The 16,618-nt window shown below is 37.5% G+C and carries 16 protein-coding genes and 5 pseudogenes; 15 read left to right on the forward strand and 6 right to left on the reverse strand.

The genetic code is table 11. The features are described 5' to 3' along the window. Positions 1-164: 164 nt before the first annotated feature. Positions 165-473, reverse strand: a pseudogene (locus AAZO_RS14980) (ISLre2-like element ISCst1 family transposase); the annotation flags it as partial. A gap of 517 nt (positions 474-990) precedes the next feature. Between AAZO_RS14980 and purM the strand changes: the two are divergent. The 14 genes and pseudogenes from purM to mltA all read left to right on the forward strand — a co-directional run bounded on the left by purM (position 991) and on the right by mltA (position 11,141). Further along, a complete protein-coding gene (gene purM / locus AAZO_RS14990; RefSeq protein ID WP_013191897.1) occupies positions 991-2,019 on the forward strand; it encodes a phosphoribosylformylglycinamidine cyclo-ligase in 1,029 nt (342 codons plus the stop codon). 354 nt (positions 2,020-2,373) lie between these two features. Continuing rightward, positions 2,374-3,063, forward strand: a complete 690-nt coding sequence (locus AAZO_RS14995) for a PHP domain-containing protein (RefSeq protein ID WP_013191898.1) — start codon at positions 2,374-2,376, stop codon at positions 3,061-3,063. A gap of 283 nt (positions 3,064-3,346) precedes the next feature. Further along, positions 3,347-4,109 (forward strand): annotated as a pseudogene (locus tag AAZO_RS43850) (IS1634 family transposase); the annotation flags it as partial. Between the two features lie 91 nt (positions 4,110-4,200). After that, a pseudogene (locus tag AAZO_RS30655) lies at positions 4,201-4,940 on the forward strand (IS5 family transposase). A gap of 83 nt (positions 4,941-5,023) precedes the next feature. Next, complete coding sequence (locus AAZO_RS38535) at positions 5,024-5,281, forward strand: hypothetical protein (RefSeq protein WP_013191899.1); 258 nt, start codon at positions 5,024-5,026, stop codon at positions 5,279-5,281. A gap of 46 nt (positions 5,282-5,327) precedes the next feature. After that, positions 5,328-5,618 (forward strand): GAF domain-containing protein, encoded by a 291-nt coding sequence (locus AAZO_RS42600; RefSeq protein ID WP_338026886.1) that lies wholly within the window; start codon positions 5,328-5,330, stop codon positions 5,616-5,618. A 156-nt stretch (positions 5,619-5,774) separates the two neighbouring features. Beyond that, a complete protein-coding gene (locus AAZO_RS42605) occupies positions 5,775-6,407 on the forward strand; it encodes a hypothetical protein (protein ID WP_338026887.1) in 633 nt (210 codons plus the stop codon). Positions 6,408-6,557: 150 nt separating this feature from the next. After that, complete coding sequence (locus tag AAZO_RS42610) at positions 6,558-6,695, forward strand: hypothetical protein (RefSeq protein ID WP_338026889.1); 138 nt, start codon at positions 6,558-6,560, stop codon at positions 6,693-6,695. A 4-nt stretch (positions 6,696-6,699) separates the two neighbouring features. Continuing rightward, positions 6,700-6,903 carry a hypothetical protein gene (locus tag AAZO_RS42615; protein ID WP_338026890.1) on the forward strand — a complete coding sequence of 68 codons (204 nt, stop codon included), beginning with the start codon at positions 6,700-6,702 and terminating at the stop codon, positions 6,901-6,903. Between the two features lie 24 nt (positions 6,904-6,927). Continuing rightward, positions 6,928-7,257, forward strand: a complete 330-nt coding sequence (locus AAZO_RS42620) for a GAF domain-containing protein (RefSeq protein ID WP_338026891.1) — start codon at positions 6,928-6,930, stop codon at positions 7,255-7,257. 159 nt (positions 7,258-7,416) lie between these two features. Beyond that, positions 7,417-8,013: a sensor histidine kinase gene (locus tag AAZO_RS42625; RefSeq protein WP_338026892.1), complete on the forward strand. Its 597-nt coding sequence runs from the start codon at positions 7,417-7,419 to the stop codon at positions 8,011-8,013. A 651-nt stretch (positions 8,014-8,664) separates the two neighbouring features. Continuing rightward, a pseudogene (locus AAZO_RS15030) lies at positions 8,665-9,440 on the forward strand (hypothetical protein). Between the two features lie 216 nt (positions 9,441-9,656). Next, positions 9,657-9,905 carry a hypothetical protein gene (locus AAZO_RS15040; RefSeq protein WP_013191900.1) on the forward strand — a complete coding sequence of 83 codons (249 nt, stop codon included), beginning with the start codon at positions 9,657-9,659 and terminating at the stop codon, positions 9,903-9,905. A gap of 3 nt (positions 9,906-9,908) precedes the next feature. Then, positions 9,909-11,141: a murein transglycosylase A gene (gene mltA, locus AAZO_RS15045; RefSeq protein WP_041643199.1), complete on the forward strand. Its 1,233-nt coding sequence runs from the start codon at positions 9,909-9,911 to the stop codon at positions 11,139-11,141. Between the two features lie 67 nt (positions 11,142-11,208). Here mltA and AAZO_RS15050 read toward each other — a convergent pair whose 3' ends face one another. After that, the gene (locus AAZO_RS15050) at positions 11,209-12,078 is read right to left on the reverse strand and encodes a DUF5895 domain-containing protein (RefSeq protein WP_041643203.1); all 870 of its coding nucleotides are present in this window, start codon (positions 12,076-12,078) and stop codon (positions 11,209-11,211) included. 475 nt (positions 12,079-12,553) lie between these two features. Here AAZO_RS15050 and AAZO_RS15055 point away from each other — a divergent pair, with 475 nt between their 5' ends. Next, positions 12,554-13,207, forward strand: coding sequence for a hypothetical protein (locus tag AAZO_RS15055; RefSeq protein ID WP_049790742.1), 654 nt, complete (start codon positions 12,554-12,556; stop codon positions 13,205-13,207). A gap of 179 nt (positions 13,208-13,386) precedes the next feature. Here the strand turns inward: AAZO_RS15055 and AAZO_RS38540 are convergent, their stop codons facing one another. From AAZO_RS38540 to AAZO_RS43865, 4 genes and pseudogenes are all read right to left on the reverse strand, one after another. Next, positions 13,387-13,524 (reverse strand): element excision factor XisI family protein, encoded by a 138-nt coding sequence (locus AAZO_RS38540; RefSeq protein WP_013191904.1) that lies wholly within the window; start codon positions 13,522-13,524, stop codon positions 13,387-13,389. A 314-nt stretch (positions 13,525-13,838) separates the two neighbouring features. Further along, on the reverse strand, positions 13,839-13,979 hold the full coding sequence (locus AAZO_RS43855; RefSeq protein WP_420807067.1) for an element excision factor XisH family protein: 141 nt from the start codon (positions 13,977-13,979) through the stop codon (positions 13,839-13,841). 155 nt (positions 13,980-14,134) lie between these two features. Then, positions 14,135-14,398, reverse strand: a complete 264-nt coding sequence (locus tag AAZO_RS43860; RefSeq protein WP_013191905.1) for a hypothetical protein — start codon at positions 14,396-14,398, stop codon at positions 14,135-14,137. A gap of 115 nt (positions 14,399-14,513) precedes the next feature. Then, positions 14,514-16,147, reverse strand: a pseudogene (locus AAZO_RS43865) (IS1634 family transposase). Between the last annotated feature and the right edge of the window lie 471 nt (positions 16,148-16,618).

Genomic DNA, 16,618 nt, shown 5'->3' on the forward strand with positions numbered 1-16,618 from the left:
ACAAGTAAAATTGCAAGACAAAGTATCTTCTTAAAATATCCTAAGGAGACTTGCACTCAATAATTTGTCGCTTGTGGGAATAAGCTGCTTAGGTCAGTAATCAAATAGGCATGTAGTGATTAGCACAGATAATTGTGTTAAATGGGAGTTGTAGGTATAAGATATTAGACAGTTTCAAGATGGATAAAAGAGGTAAAAATGGAATTACAGAAATTATGCCAACTTCCAGCTATCCATTGACAAGGAAGATGTAACATAATATCCGCATTTTCTTTTAACCGAAATTCACTGTTTTCTTTCATTCTTAAATTGACAACTTGGCGGATTAAACTTTCCATAGCTCCACTACCAATAGGTAATTTACGGGCTGAAACTTGAGCATAGTTCAAATGTTCTTCCCCATAGGCATGTAAAAGATAATTTCTTTGTTTAACCAGAGTTTTAGAATGCTGTCCTACTGCTGAAGCAATAAATTAAACCATATTAATGCAGCTTCTCTAATCTTTTCTTCATGGACCTTAAAAGCTTGTCCATTCCATTAGGGAATGTTCTTTTTTCCTAAAGATTTCGTAAGTTACTCTTGAAAATCTTTGAAACATTTGGTCGAATCCAGACTTGAATATATATTTCTTGTCATTAATGGTAGACATTCCCTGTTTTTTCTTTGGAAATCCTACCTTTGTTTTGACCACAATACCAGTCTGTTGCAACTTCTCTCATCTGAAAGTTTCCCTAAGTAATAATAGTTAACTGGAATATATAGGATACTCTAACTGTACGGTAAATGATTTTTATCGATTCCTATTTTGGGTTTAGCGATCACACACTTTGTTGCCCCACCTCATACAATCGCGTTGCTCCCCATGGGGAAGATGAGGAAGATTGGGAAGTAATTTTCTGAATGACCACCAATCATCAATCACCAATGACCTAAATTATGTAATGATAGGAAACTGGATTAATAACGGAATGATAACGGTGTAATTAGGCATGGATTATCGGGATGCAGGTGTTGATGTTGAAGCAGGTAGAGCTTTTGTAGACCAAATTCGCAATTTGGTCCATAGTACCTTTAGACCAGAAGTAATTGGTGGTATTGGTGGTTTTGGTGGTTGTTTTCAACTCCCCACAGGTTATCAAGAACCGGTTTTGGTGTCTGGGACAGATGGTGTCGGTACAAAGCTAAAAATTGCTCAAATTCTCAACCGCCATGATACCGTTGGCATTGATTTGGTGGGGATGTGTGTTAATGATGTGTTGACATCAGGTGCAGAACCTTTGTTCTTCCTAGACTATGTGGCTATGGGTAAGCTAGATAAAGAACAGTTAACTCAAGTAGTGGCTGGAATAGCTGCTGGTTGTAAATTAGCTGGTTCTGCTTTATTGGGGGGAGAAACCGCAGAAATGCCTGGTTTTTACCAATTTGGTGAATATGACTTGGCTGGTTTCTGTGTGGGAATCGTGGAAAAAAGCCGAATGCTTAATACTTCTCAGATACAATTGGGAGATGTGGCCATAGGTTTAGCCAGTGCTGGTGTTCACAGTAATGGTTTGAGTTTGGTGAGAAAGATTGTTAGGGACGGTGGTTTTTCTTGGCATGATACCCCAGATTTATTAAATGGGGAAACTATCGGTGAAACTTTCCTTACACCTACGCATATTTATGTTAAACCTGTGTTAGGAGCTTTAAAAGCTGGTTTAGAAGTTCACGGTATGGCACATATTACTGGTGGGGGTTTACCAGAAAATTTGCCTAGATGTTTAGGGACGGATCAAAGTATTAAAATTAACTCTGGTAGTTGGAATATTCCTGCTGTGTTTCAGTGGTTAGCCAAGGCTGGCTCTGTGGGTGCTGAAGCTATGTATAATACCTTTAATATGGGAATTGGATTTGTGCTAGTGCTACCACCCTATCAAGTAGAACAAGCAATTACTCATTTTCAGGAACAGAACATTCCCGCTTATACAATTGGTGAAGTAGTCACTGGTTCTGGAGAACTAGTAGGTCTTTTTACTTAGGTTGCTGTGAAAGTAAAAGTAACAGCCAAAACTGAAGATAGTTGAACTAGCTTTGATAGAGGTGATAACTTTACTCAGTCCAAGATTTTTTCTAGAAATTCCCGTCGGGAAAATACCAGTATTTTTGGGAACTTCAGCAAAATTTTAGCTTGCCTTTATAAAGGTGATCAAAAATACGCATGACCATAAGCGTTCAGATTTGCTAACGTAGTCTTGATAAATCTCAAGAATTAATTGCTGTAGCTAAAAAAGTAGCACCTAATACTACTGTAGGGAGCTAGTAATTTATTATTTTTCAATGTGGTCTGTTGGTGTATTTAGAATCGCATATTGTATTGTTGCTCAGAGGGGGTTATGGTTGTAAATTTGGCCCGGACTACTACTGCTTCTATAGAACTTTTAACACAAGTATTTCAAAGTATCGATGGACAAAGTTGTCCCAGATTGTACAACTTTCATCTGCATACAGTTAGCTCTGATGGGAGGTTGCAGCCCAATATACTAATGGAGCAAGCGATCTCTATTGGGTTAAAAGGACTGGCAATTACTGATCATCATGGTACTGGTGGCTACCAAGCAGCATCCGCTTGGTTAGAAGACTGGAAGTGGAATAATCCTGATGGTATTATTCCTCATTTGTGGACTGGTGTAGAAATTAATGCCAACTTATTGGATATAGAAGTTCATATTTTGGCTTATGGTTTTGAGTTGAAAGATTCCAGCATGAAGCCTTACTTACAAAAAAAACCAACGACAGGTAGGAACTATCAAGCAGCTAATGTCATAGCAGCTATTCATGATGCTGGAGGATTAGCAGTATTAGCACATCCAGCACGTTATAGGCGATCACATTTTGATTTAATTCCCGCAGCAGCAGAATACAGGATTGATGGTGTTGAGGCTTTCTACGCTTACAACAACCCTAATCCCTGGAAACCAAGTCCTGTACAAACAGAAGAAGTACAACTGTTAGCTGAAGAGTATGGTTTATATAACACCTGTGGGACTGATACACATGGGTTAAATATACTCCAACGTCTGTAAATCTCTATTTACCTTGTTTATACTCCTGGTTTACATCTCACCTTCCCCACCCTAACTGTCACAGATAGTAGTACACAAGAACTAAAGCCCCTGCAAGGAAGAAAAGGCTTAATAAGAACAAGGATGATTAAAATGGCAATAGAGTGAGAGAATAAAGTTTTGTAAAGAAGATAAAAGAAAAGAAAATTTAATGATTTAAAAATTAAATTAGAACAGAAGAAGAAATGATTGAATCACAACAGGAGTTGTGGATAATTCTGTTGTGAAATCAAAGCTTCAAAAAATGGAGATTCAAAACCTAGACCATTTAGGCATAGTAGGAGGAATAATAGACGCCATAGGAGTAGTAGAAATAATCCTTGAAATTGGAGAGAAAGTAAGTCCGGTTCATGTAGTAAAAGCCATGATAATCAACGGGTTAGGATTTGTATAAAAACCCTTATATATGTTTCCCCAATATTTTGAAAAAATCCCCTGTGACCATCTAATAGGACCAGGAGTAAAACCAGAATATCTCAAGGACGATAAACTGGGGAGAGTCATAGATAAACTACTTATAAAAGTATTGGATAGAATATTCTTTATTGTCGCCTTAAAAGCAGCCAAAAAATTTGGAGTATCCCTATGAGCAGGGCATCTAGACTCATCATAAGTGGACGTACATGGGCAATATAATACCAGCTTACCAGAAGTAATATTTGAGAGTCAAAAAGTAGGAAATAATCAAGAAATAGAAGAATTAGCAGTAAAATCACCAAAAGAAATAACTATCACCTACGGTTATTCTGGTGACCATAGACCGGAGTTAAAACAGTTCATTATAGAAATGATATGTTCAGGAGATGGAGACATACCAATATATATTTTTAATACTAGCATCGGGAAACCAAGCAGATTCATCATGCTTTGGTAAAATAGCAGTAGAGTACCAAAAACAATTAAAAGTTAACAGTCTCATAGTAGTAGACTGGGCCTTATATACAGAATCAAATCTAAAAATGATGAATGATGTCAGATTTAAGCTGGTTATGTCCAGTGCCATTAAGAGGCTATTGATAAAGTAAATGTAAAGGGGAGTAGAAAAGGAATGTTGGAAGGATAGGATACATAAAATGTAGTGTATTTACATAGCTACTGATGGAACGAAAGTCTTACCCCACAGACTTAACTGATATGGACTGGGAAATCCTGGCCCCATTGATTCCACCAGCCAAAGAAGGAGGGCATCCACCCACAACAGATATGGGTGAAATATGTAATTCCATCTATTATCATTTGAAAACTGGATGTCAATGGAATATGCTTCCAGGTGACTTCCCGCCAAAGTCAACGGTATATAGCTATTACAGGAAATGGCAGGGCCAGGGGGTTTGGGAAAAATTCAACCATACATTGGGTGGTCAAGTTCGCTCGAAATTAGGTAAATGAACACAACCTACCGCGCTCGCCGTAGACAGTCAGTCGGTCAAAACTGACCAAAAAAAGGGGATGTGTATGGTTTTGACGGATGTAAAAAGGTGAAAGGAAGAAAGGGGCATACTTTAGTTGATAGCCTGGGACTTATGTTGAAACTTGTTGTTAGTCAAGCGAATGTGTCAGAACGAATACTTGCTGCCTATACACTAATGGAACTGCTAGAGAAACCCACAGAATTATTGGAAAAAGTCCAAGTTTTATGGGTTGATTCCGGTTATGACGGTGATAAATTTGCACTTGCAGTTTGGTTCCTGATTCAAGCTCATGTTGAAGTCATAGGACCTACTGAGCAAGAATTTAAAGTTTTACCACAACCCTGGGTAGTAGAAAGAACATTTGGGTGGTTTAACCAATATCATCGTCTAAGCAAGGATTATGAGCGTCTAACACAAATGAGGTAAGGGGCTATATATGCTCTTATGACTAGAATTATGCTACTTCCTCTTCTCTCCTAAACATTTACTTTATAAATCATCTCTTAGTTATGATTAATCTCTTGAATATCTTCATTTATCTGTTGACTGCTCTGGGCGGTGTTCTTTCTTATTACTCCTTATTGAGGATAGCTTTTGATGCTACTTTTGGCGCTTTACTGTTTCTCCAATGCCTTTTTTCACTGCATATGTTCATTTTTATGCTGCCTTGGATTTTTTCTCTCCGTAATTTCTCTCTGTGGCAATTTAGGGTGCGGAATGTGGGATTTATAGATAAGGTAAAGATTTGTAATGGCTTTTACAGATAAACCAAACCGACTGTAGCAAATAGATCAAGAAACTTTACTGCACCGGATGATTAAACAGATTCGGCGCTCGCTTGATCTTCAAGAAAGATTAACAAGTACTGTTAGTGAAGTGCGATCATTCTTGAGAACAGATCGAGTTAAGATATATAAGTTTGCAGCTGATCGTAGCGGTGAAGTCATTGCGGAATCTATTCATCACCAAAACTTACCATCCTTACTGGGACTTCATTTTCCTGCTAATGACATTCCCTCATCTGCAAAAGAGATGTTTTTGTTAATGAGACAACGCTCCATAGTAGATGTAACTAAGGGAATAATAGGACTATCACCACTCTAGTCAGCAACAAGTGGTAAATCTTTACTGACAGAGAATATTCACTATCGGCAACTAGATCCCTGTCATATTGAACACCTAAAAGCTATGCGTGTTAAATCTTTGCTGGTAGTACCAATTCTAGAATATGATCCTAGAGGAGAATCAAAATAGCCAAAAGTGTGGCGATTACTAGTATCTCATCACAGTCAGGAGCGAATAATCCTGAAAAAAGAACTCAAGGTAGTACAGCAAATAGCAGATCAAGTTGGGATCGCAATTTCTCAAAGTAACCTACTCAGTGAAGCTAGAGACAAACAACACCGAGAAGCCATCATTAACCAAGTCGCAACTTTCCTACATCAACTACCAACCATCCAACTACAAAAAGCACTAGAAATAACGATTAAATCCTTTCAAGGGATAGGTGGCAGGCTTTACATTGAACAGAATGAAGAACTATATACCTGTGACGAACAACCAGAACTAGCTGATGAGCTGGAAAATAATGTATTGGAAAAACATCCCGTTTGGGAAAACTCGATTTCGGAGTACCAACCAGACCAAATATTAGCAATTCCCGACCTTTACAAACAAGCAAAATTAAAAGTTTTAGCCCTGGACTTTCGGTCTACTCGGATTCAGGGACTGATACTAATTCCCCTGCACTACCGCGGAAAATTTATCGGTGTATTAACTATTTTCCGAGCAGAATTGAATATTGAAATCCTCTGGGCAGGTAGAACAGACTCTAATAGGCATCAAGAATTACCACGCCTTTCTTTTGAAGTTTGGAGAGAAGAAAGAAAATGACTAGCACCTGGATGGAACCCTGAATAAATATTACTAGCACAAGCTTTGTCACATAGCTTCTCAATGGTAATTCAGCAACAGCAAACAAACCAGGAATTACAAACACTTAATACCAACTTACAAGTTAGAGTCCAGGAATAAACCGCAGAAATGGAAAAAACATTATTTTTGAGAAAAGCACTCAAACAAATCACAGATCAGATTCGCAGTACATTGGACTTGAATATAACCCTACAAAGCATCGTTAGAGAAGTCCGTTCTTTACTTGATTCTGACGCTGATTTATAAATTAATGGCTGAATACAATGGCGAAGTCATTGTAGAAGAAAGTAATGGTAATTGGCGGTCAGTTTTAGGTCTGAAGTTATCATCACATTGTTTCCCACAAGAGTATGTCCAACTTTACTTAGAAGGTAGGGTCAGAGCAATTAGTAATGTATCTGTAGCTACATTAACGCCTTGTCATCTAGAATTGTTGTTAATGATGGAAGTCTAAGCCAATTTGATTGTACCCATTAGAATGGCAAACCAACTTTGGGGTTTACTGGTTGCCCACCAGTGTGAATTTGCCAGAACTTGGCAAGATGCAGAAATTAAGTTATTGCAACAACTAGCAGACCAAGCTGCGATCGCCATTCAAAAAGCCCAACTCTACGAACAAAGTTGTCTAGCAGAAGCCACAGCTACAGCAAAAGCTGGACACTTAGAGCATACCCTCCATCAACTCCAAGAAACCCAAGCCAAATTAATTAATTCAAGCGGAAAAAATGTCCGGTTTAGGACAATTAGTAGCAGGTATAGCTCACGAAATAAACAACCCCGTCAACTTTATCTATGGCAACCTTTATAATGCCAGCAACTACACGGAAGACCTACTCAAGCTAGTACAACTCTACCAGTCCAAATATCCTAACCCTGGTAGTGAAATTCTTGCCACTATAGAGTCCATAGACTTTAACTTTTTGGTGCAAGACCTACTGAACATCCTATCATCAATGAAAGTAGGTTAATGAAAGTAGGTTCAGATCGAATTCGTTCCATCGTACTATCATTACGCAATTTTTCCCGTCTTGATGAAGCTGAAAACACATGTGTTAACTTGCATGAAGGCATTGATAACACCTTATTAATCTTACAACATCGCCTTAAGCCACACAGTCATTTTTCTGGTATTGAAGTGATCAAAGATTATGCTGACTTGCCAAAAGTACAATGCTATCCCGGACAAATGAATCAAGTATTCATAAATATCATTAGCAGTGCCATTGATATCTTAACCGATGAAATAGAAGAAAGACAAAACTCTAATGATAACAAACCCTCACCTACTATTCGTATTTCCACCAGAGTTTCTGCACACAACTCCTATCTCCTCATCAGGATTACAGATAATGGACCTGGCATGAGTGAAGATATAAGAAAGCGAATTTTTGACCCGTTCTTTACCACCAAACCTGTAGGTAAGGGTACAGGATTAGGATTAGCAATTAGCTACCAAATTGTAGTGGAAAAACATGGCGGTTTGATGGAGTGTATATCACAACCAGGAAAAGGTACAGAATTCTGGATTGAAATTCCTCTGAAATTGCCAGGATCAGGAGGCTGAGAAATTTTAGACTTTGGATTGAACCATCTCAGACAAAGAAATTTACCTCTGCATCCCACAACCTGAAATATCCTAAGCGTTAAGCTGCTGTATGTCTTCAAGACTTAAGATATTAATGAGTAATTACTATTTAAATTTTATACAAAATAAACATTTATACTTCAAGTATTTAAGGGGTTCATCAACCTATTTCTTAAACTTTTACTGACGATGAAAGTAAAGTTTAATTGCTAATATACAAACTCCAAATGAGAGGTTTAATTCTAATAATTGAAGCTCAAAAAGAAGCTTCCCTGGCAGATTAAACAGCTAGAGGTAGAAAAAAAAGTAGTAAGAGGTTACAATCGCTTTTAAATTCCTATCTGTCCCGTCAAATCAGAACAACACCCAAGGCGAACGCTTATATTCCCTTAAATTATTGAGAGTTAGGGGGCAATGTCACTGGTTTTCATTCCTTGTTTATCAAGGTGGTGAAAGGTAGTACATCCCTGGCTAGAATGAACAAGGGGAGTGAGAAACCAAGCTAGTAGATATTGGGTGTTGTTGTTTTTGGGGATTAGGCATTGAAAATTTAGTTATTTAAGTGATAACTGACTAATGCGTAAGTTTGTATGGAAATTGAATAGAAAAAGACAGTTTCAATAGCTTTTCATGTCAATAATTTGGCTCAAAGCTTGGTATCTAAAAGATTGTGAACCAATTTCAGAATTGGAAAAACGTCATTGGAAAAACGTCCTCCAAATATTCGTTTGAGTGAAAAAGCCTGCTCAAAACTGGGTTGCGTGTGGATTTTCTGGAAGATAGTGATGAAGTTAAAGCATTAACTTGGTTTAAAAGTTATCTGGAAGATGAAAATACTGAACTTTATATTGATGGTAGTAGTGGTTATTGTGTAGCTAAGTATTGACTTAATTAGTCATGAGATTTATTATCCTAAACAGGGGTTGTTAGCGCAGTTAGAACCAACAATTTTTTTCTGCTATCAAACTGAATATGCAATAGCCAGTGATCTGCTCAGGGAAGAATTCCAGGCAAGTTTGAAAACCTTAAATTTGCGATCGCGTCTACCTCTAACATTAATAGAATCATCTCGTCCCAAGAACGCACCACTGCGCTTTAACCGTACCATAATGCGGAAAATCCGTAAGAGTTTATTATTTATTGCTGACACCACAGCCATTACAAGGGTTGAAGCTAAAGAGACCCGTCAATTAATTCCCAGTCCCAATGTCTGCGTAGAAATTGGTTATGCGATGGAAAGTAAGCGGTCTGAGCAAATTTTACTTGTACATCAGCAACGTCCAGAATTAGAGGGGCAATTTCCCTTTGATTTACCAATACAGCAAATTTTACTATTTCAAGATAGTGAGGAATTAAATAAAATCCTCACAGAAGCGGTTGAAACACAGTTAGCACAATTCAAATGATTTTAGGGACTGGGGACTGGTAATAAAATTCATCTCCCCCTGTTCCTAAAGAGTTGGGAACTATTTCTGGAGAAGCAAGCGTCGTGATGCGAAAGTAAAAATTTTGAACTCTCTGTGATTGTGGTAAATCTGATACTTTTCCCGTGTGCCTACTCTTTTCATTGGGGGCTGATGTGGTTAACAATCGGTTGGATGTATTAAAAATGATGTGAATTTATGCCTAGAACTCCAAACCAATATGCTGTCTACCTACTGTTAGAAAGTGGTCATCGAGAAGAAGTACGTTTTCCTACTATTCAGGAGTTTCAGAAGTGGTATAGTGGTGAGCTTGTACCAAAATCTGCGTCTAATGATTTTATCAGCGTACCGATTAAGAATATTCAAGGTGAATATATGGTGGTACGTCCATCCCGGATTGTCGGAATTCGGGTAGAACCCATTTTTAATTCTAGTATTGAACGATAAATGATGAGAGAAACCCTTGCTTTGCTGTCCTTGAGTCTGGGAATTGCTGTTGTAAATCCACTTTGGCCTGTTGTCGCTCAAGTTATTATTCCGCAGCCAGTACCAGTACCTGTAGCAGCACCTGTACCGATTACACCTGAAGTTGTACCACCACTCCAACCCGTCAGCCCAGCAACTGCTTGTAACTCCCGAAATTGCTTGGGTTGGGATGAGCAACTGTGGGGGAGAAATGGCGATTGCCAAGCTTTGTTAACTTCTATAGATAACAGTTTGCGTTACCTCGAAACTAATAAAGCGATCATTGTTTATCAAACTTATCCAATCCGAGAAATTACTCTGGATCGTGTGCGTCGGAGTTTGGTACGCTTCCGTCAACTGGTTATGAGTTCCAAGTCAGCAGCAGAACTACAAGCCTCTGTCCATCGGGAGTTTGTCTTTTACCAGTCCATAGGAAATGATGGCAAGGGTACTGTTAAATTTACTGCTTATTATGAACCTGAGTATACTGCTAGTCGTGTCAGGACTTCAGTATACAAATATCCCCTGTATAGAGTCCCAACAGATTTTAAACAATGGGCTAAACCCCACCCCAAAAGGGTTGACTTAGAAGGGAAAGATGGTTTGTTGGGGAACAAAAGCAAGCTAAGTGGCTTAGAAATGCTTTGGTTTCGCGATCGCTTTCATCCCTACATGATTCAAATTCAAGGTTCTGCCCAAATTAAATTAACTAATGGACAAAGAACCTCTGTTGGGTTTGGTGGAGGAACAGATTATCCTTGGACTAGCATTGGTGGAGAACTAGCAAAAGATGGTAAGTTACCACTCAGCGGTTTAACCATGCCCAAGTTACTCAGTTATTTCCATCAAAATCCCAGGGAAATGAGTAATTATTTGCCACGTTGGGAAAGATTTGTTTTCTTTCAAGAAACCAATAGTGCAGCAGCTACAGGCAGTATTAGCGTACCTGTAACCGCAGAACGTTCCATTGCTACAGATAAATCTCTCATGCCTCCGGGCGCACTAGCACTGATTAACAACTCATTTCCTTATCCTAATAGTCGCGGCAACCTGGAATCTCGTAGAGTTAGCCGCTTTGTATTAGATCAGGATACAGGCAGCGCAATTAAAGGCGCAGGAAGAGTAGATTATTTCATGGGTACAGGTAAATTAGCAGGCGAGCGCGCCGGGATTACAGGCGGCAAGGGTTCGCTGTATTATTTACTACTGAAAAACTAGTGCTAGGTGATGGGGAATAGGTGACAGGTGACAGAGTATTCTCTCTCATCACCCTCATCTCCACTCCCTAATACGGTGGATAAGCAAAATCATCATCATCTGCATAAACATAAGAACTGGTAACACCAGCCATTTCTGCTTTAGAAATTTCTGGTTTAATCACTTCCTTACCAAATTCCTTATATTCTTCAAAAGCCTGACAAATTATTTCCGACTCAGGAGAATCTGAGGCAATCATATGATCAATTAAAGTTGAGACTGTAGGTTGTTTATAATCTACAGTTGAAGCTACCAAGGCAATATTAGGTTCAATGCCTCTTTCTTCACATTCAATGATTGGGCAAAAAATTCCGTGAGCATGAAATAAAGGACCCTTGGGAGTTAGAGGTTTCTTTTGAAAACCAGCATAGGCTTTTTCTAATTCCCCAGCAAAACCGCCAGTGATTCTACCTTGTTGATATTCAGCGTAACTTTTACCAAAACTTGCTCCTGCTGCACCACTCAAAGTCAGTTGTATTGGTGATTGATGCAAAAACTTCTTATCTTCACCTACTAAGAAAATAAGATGGCGAGTAAAAGTTTTAAATTTAACTTTATCTGCTAAAAAAGCATCATAATTATCCTTAAAAGTACCCAATTTCATACCAGTTTCCCGGTCTTTAACAGATAATGGACCACGACGCACAATTACTAATCGGGGAGTGGAGCTAATAAACACCGTTTCCATTCCTGAACTAAATTCATGCTCTACTTGTTGCCAATTATCATCAGGCTGAAACCCAACTGCTTGGGCATTATCCTGGCTAATAGCCAAACCATAACTTTGTAAACCATCCGTACCATAACGAGGATTGATCATCAAACCCCAGGGAAGGACTTGAGACGGTAGGGCATTAAATTTTTCGTCTTCAAAATCGAACTTAGGAGATGCTTTCACCATTTTTAGAATATCAGGGTGTTTAATTTTACAAGTTCTTCTTTTGTACCATCCATCTAGGATATCAGGCACCTTCTGAATTAGATTTTAACAATTTCGGTTTGGCTGTTGTTGATTTCGGTTTAAGTAGGGGGAATTAGATATAATGGCTACATAAGTAAGGAGAATAGAGAATGAACCACGTTCGGCTAAGAGGTTTCTGCAGCTCTAGTTGTGGTGTATTAAAAATGAAAGCTTGCAGTATTTACCGTCTTGTTTGGTAGTTATAAAGGCTAACTTTGTTTGATTTTGCTGGTCGATGGACGTAGGAGATAGTCTATTATTATACTTTACTCTATGTACTGTTATTTAGAGGTATAGACATCTGTAATATCCAGAGGTGATAAGCGTAACAAAAAGAGTTTTGGACTGTCTGGAATTCAAGAAAAGCACTATGGTGAAATGAAGTCCTTTATTCAGAGAAATACATGGTTATGTGAAGAAAAACTTGAAAATGGCTGTAAACGCATGCATAGACATTAAGCACGGAAAGTTTGTCTGTGTTGTTAAGGTTTACGGGACAGGTACTATTCAAGTCCAAGGTGTTGACTCCAATTTAAAAGAGGTAATCAACCAAGCAAAGGCTGCAATTGAAAATGATGAAGGCATTGGGGATATGCTTCCTTTTGAAGTTGAGGGTGCGCTTTATAAGTCTTTTAAGACTAGAGTAGAAGCAGAAGCAGCATTAGAGTTTCCAGAACATTATTTCAATCTTAGAAATGAGCAAGAAGGAGAAACTATCAAGCAGAGGAAAGCAAAAACTTCTCCAGCAACAGAGTTAATTATGGATAGCACTTGTGTGGATGCTTCCTATTTAGGTAATCCTGGTGATGTGGAGTATAGAGATATTCATACAGGAATAAATAAGGTACTTTTTCATAAAAGCCCTATGTCAAATGGAACAAATAATCTTGGAGAGTTCTTAGCTATTGTTCACGGTCTTGCATACCTCAAGAAAGAAGATAGAGATATACCTATTTATTCTGATTCTGAGATAGCTATTCTCTGGGTAAGAAATAAGAAAGTACAAACAGAGTTAAATCAAAGTATAGATAATGAAGAAATTTTTTATTTGGTAGCAATGGTATAAATCGGTTAGAAAGTAACGAGTATACCAATCATATTCTCAAATGGGATACTATTTTCCGGGGCGAGATTGTAGCGGACCTTAATCGTAAATAAAATCGTGTTTAGTTTTGAAAAACTTGTATGTACACATAGGATGGAAAGCAACCATTATTTAAGAGTGTCAACTCAATTGTCTATGTTCTACAAAAGCCCCGTCACAATATCCTCAGGTGCGATTACGTCTGTAATTAATGCCTCTGTTAAACCCTCTTCAACATTATCATCTTCAATCACAACTTTTCCCTCTATCAACTGATCATGAAAGGAAATTGTATTCATCTAACAATTCTTTTCCCAACCTGTTCTAATAATTAAAAACTGACCTGACTCAGCATCACATACAGCACGAGTTGAAATAGGGTATAAGCGAGGTTGTGCAAATGCGGCTCTCCGTAATACTTGGGTTAAAATTTCTGAACATTCATTTTAGTGAGTTATCCGTTGAAGAAGTACCTCATATATGGGTTTATAAACTAGCAAATTAATTTTATTCCGTTTTATAACTAACTGAAAAATAGGTTCTTGAAAATGATATAATTAAATATATAGGCTGACTTACAGCTACAAAGAAGTTTCATTTATGCATCTTGTCCTTATAAGTCCCATTGATAAAGCTGAAGCTGACCCATCGTCTTTTCGAGTTCACTAATTATAGAAGGAGTATCAAAATCTTCGACTTTAATGGCAATTTTCTGGTTTTCTTTATTGGCGATAAAAAACTTCTCTACTCCAATATCAGCTTTTAGTAATGTTGTCTCTAATACTAAAACTAAGGGATTAGATGTTCAAACCGTCCTTTTCTAAGGTGCGACGCACAGAAAAATGTAAATCATCTCGTCTAGACATTAGTAAGCTTGATTAGAAATTGGTGATGTGTCACTCATAATAATCACAATAACACCATGTATCTGAGAATATTTATTCCCCTGGCTATGTAACCCACATTCGGCACCATAAAGTGCCACAGAGAGAAATTACGGAGAGGAAAAATCCAAGGGAGCATAACAACAAACATATGCAGTGAAAAAAGGCATTGGAGAAACAGTAAAGCACCAAAAATAGCATCAAAAGCTATTCTCAATAAGGAGCAATAAGAAAGGACACCGCCCAGAGGAGTCAATAGATAAATGAAGATATTCAAGAGATAAATCATAACTTAGACTAATAGATTGAAGTAAAAAAAGAAATTATGGACATAGTAAAATAGAGCTATAAATCAAAGACATTAGGTTGTTTTCTGATAGAAATTAAATTAGTAGAGATAAAAACTAGGTAACTAATTGATAGTAGGGAAAACAATGCTCTGGTAAAAGATTCACAATGAAATCTCTCTCTTGAGTCCAGTAACAGATGTGTTTTTATTGGTTAAGTATAACTAAATGAATAGACTGAAAGCATGGAAAAATCCAGCGTAAAGTGGGGCGGTTAGTTGGTTTGCCCAATTGATTTTTTACTGTTGATTTAGACTCTCTCACAGCGGTTCTAATTTGTCGTTGCCCTAAAGTATAAACCAGCAGACATAAACCCATCATCATTCCCAGGGACTCTATTCTCTCTGGACTTTTTAGGAAAATACTGTCTGCAAAAAGTAATGGGTCTTTGAGAAAAGCAAAGCCTCTCTGGCAAGACTATTGAGCTTTATATTCACTCAAGATGGAGTCATGGGTAAGTTCATTGGAATCCAAAAGGTTTGTACCAAAAATAAAAGGCCCTAGCCTCAGAAATTCTGTATTAATTTTACTTTCATTCTGGGAGACTGTAGCTGATATTTCAGAGGATATCTCTCCTGAACTATCTTTTTTCTTAGATTTGATTTGAGTAACTTTACTCTGGTTAATTTGGTGACATTTGAATTGTTTGAATAGGTTAGATAACCCCTTGATAGCATCAGCTTCACAAGCAAATTTTTCTGGTGATAACTTTTTCAAATCTTGCACAGCTTTTGATTGTGCCTTGGTAATTTTTTGTGAGAGCTTACCCAGCTCTAATTCTCTTCTTTCTTGACTTTGCACTACTAACCATCTTTGTTCTACTCCTGGATAATTTACTGTTTTTGAAGCTAGTTTATATCCGGGTAAGTTACTATCAATAAATTCTGGTTCTGGTAATGTTGATATTAATGATAGTGCTGATTCTACGCTTAATGGCACTGGACATAACCAGCTTAAATCTGACATCATTCATCATTTTTAGATTTGATTCTCTATATAAGGACCAGTCTGCTACTATGAGACTGTTAACTTTTAATTGTTTTTGGTACTCTACTGCTATTTTAGCAAAGCATGATGAATCTGCTTGGTTTCCCGATGCTAGTTTTAAAAATATATATTGGTATGTCTCCATCTCCTGAACATATCATTTCTATGATGAACTGTTTTAACTCCGGTCTATGGTCACCAGAATAACCGTAGGTAATGGTTATTTCTTTTGGTGATTTTACTGCTAATTCTTCTAGTTCTTGATTATTTCCTACTTTTTGACTCTCAAATATTACTTCTGGTAAGCTGGTATTATATTGCCCATGTACGTCCATTTATGATGAGTCTAGATGGCCTGCTCATAGGGATACTCCAAATTTTTGGGCTGCTTTTAAGGCGATAATAAAGAATATTCTATCCAATCCTTTTATAAATAGTTTATCCATGACTCTCCCCAGTTTATCATCCTTGAGATATTCTGGTTTTACTCCTGGTCCTATTAGATGGTCACAGGGGATTTTTTCAAAATATTGGGGAAACATATATAAGGGTTTTTATACAAATCCTAACCCGTTGATTATCATGGCTTTTACTACATGAACCGGACTTACTTTCTCTCCAATTTCAAGGATTATTTCTACTACTCCTATGGCGTCTATTATTCCTGCTACTATGCCTAAATGGTCTAGGTTTTGAATCTCCATTTTTTGAAGCTTTGATTTCACAACAGAATTATCCACAACTCCTGTTGTGATTAAATCATTTTTTCTTCTGTTCTAATTTAATTTTTAAATCATTAAATTTTCTTTTCTTTTATCTTGTTTACAAAACTTTATTCTCTCACTCTATTGCCATTTTCATGATACTTATTCTTATTAAGCCTTTTCTTCCTTGCAGGAGCTTTAGTTCTTGTGTAGTAGTATCTGTGACAGTTAGGGTGAAGAAGGTGGGTTAAATTGTTTTTAACCCATTTCCCTGGCGTGAATTTATCACTTAAATCTTGATATACAGCACCTTACTCAACGGTTTGGTACGAAATTCAACCCTATAACTCTCACTATATAGGCATTTCATGTATTTAGGTGTGTTCATTTGATATGTACAGTACTGTATATATTTATTATCTTTTATTGATGAAACCTCATCTTATCCTGACAAACAAATCGTGTATCCGC

The organism is 'Nostoc azollae' 0708 (assembly GCF_000196515.1).
Taxonomy (GTDB): domain Bacteria; phylum Cyanobacteriota; class Cyanobacteriia; order Cyanobacteriales; family Nostocaceae; genus Trichormus_B; species Trichormus_B azollae.